Here is an 885-nt window from a genome sequence, read left to right as displayed (position 1 = left end):
ACGTCACGCCCGCGCCGACCAGCCAGGGATCGATATGCGCGGTGCCGGTGACCGGGATCGCGCCGTTGACCGTGGCCGAGTAGTTGGGCTGGAGCCATAGCTTCTTCACGTCGACGTTGAGGCCCCGATCAAACCGGGACTATCGCGACGCGATTTGGCCCCAGCGTTGCAGATGTGTCACGGAAAGCGCGAATGCGAAGCGGGTGGCGCGGCAGCATAGTGCCGCCGCTCACATCACGGGCGCACGGGGTTGTTCAGCATGTACTCGCCGAGATCGCGCTGGCGGCGGTCGGCGCGCTACCAGAATCCGGTGGCGATGGGCGGTGACGACGACGATGCGGTCTGCCAGAGCCGGGGCTATGCGCAGGGCTCGCCGGAATACGTGGCCTGCCGCAAGGACCGCGACGTCCAGCGCAACGCCGCCACCGCGCGCGCCGAGCAGGCGGAGAGAGCGACGGCGAGCAGAGAGATTGCCCCATACTGCGCGAGTTTGGCTGACATTTGGTCGTCCTGTCTCATTCGTCATCGCCGGGCTTGACCCGGCAATCCATCGAAATCAAGGCAATTGCTTGCTCATTGATGGATGCCCGGGTCAAGCCCGGGCATGACAGAAGGGCAAACTCACACCCGTCCCTTCAGCGCCTCGCCGATCTCGTCGAGCGCCTTGGGATCCTCGATCGTCGCCGGCATGGTCCAGGATTCGCCGTCGGCGATCTTCTTGATGGTGCCGCGTAGGATCTTTCCGGAGCGCGTCTTGGGTAGGCGGCCGACGGTGATGGCGAGCTTGAACGCGGCGACCGGGCCGAGCTTGTCGCGCACCAGCGCGACGATTTCCTTCTCGATCTCGGTTGGCGGGCGCTTGACGCCCGCCTTCAGCACCAGGAA

At 65.4% G+C, this 885-nt stretch carries 2 protein-coding genes and 1 pseudogene; 1 reads left to right on the top strand and 2 read right to left on the bottom strand.

Translation table 11 applies throughout. The annotated features are described in order from the left end of the window. Positions 1 to 124, bottom strand: a pseudogene (locus tag HZZ16_RS37820) (OmpW/AlkL family protein); the annotation flags it as partial. Between the two features lie 135 nt (positions 125 to 259). On the opposite strand from HZZ16_RS37820, the gene HZZ16_RS36905 reads away from it, so the two are divergent. After that, entirely contained in the window at positions 260 to 538 is a 279-nt protein-coding gene (locus tag HZZ16_RS36905; RefSeq protein WP_246510698.1) for a hypothetical protein, read from the top strand. An 83-nt stretch (positions 539 to 621) separates the two neighbouring features. Here HZZ16_RS36905 and HZZ16_RS36900 read toward each other — a convergent pair. Then, a partial coding sequence (locus HZZ16_RS36900) for an AMP-binding enzyme (RefSeq protein ID WP_446479851.1) occupies positions 622 to 885 on the bottom strand: 264 nt, incomplete at its 5' end.

Origin of the sequence: Bradyrhizobium glycinis (assembly GCF_016031655.1) — a bacterium.
GTDB classification, from domain to species: Bacteria; Pseudomonadota; Alphaproteobacteria; order Rhizobiales; family Xanthobacteraceae; genus Bradyrhizobium; species Bradyrhizobium glycinis.
Note: the sequence above shows the minus strand (reverse complement) of the source record. Positions and strands in the feature narration are given on the sequence as shown.

Bases quoted from the DNA above. Each gene is read 5' to 3' on its own strand.
- HZZ16_RS36905 (WP_246510698.1), top strand. From the start codon at position 260: ATGTACTCGCCGAGATCGCGCTGGCGGCGGTCGGCGCGCTACCAGAAT.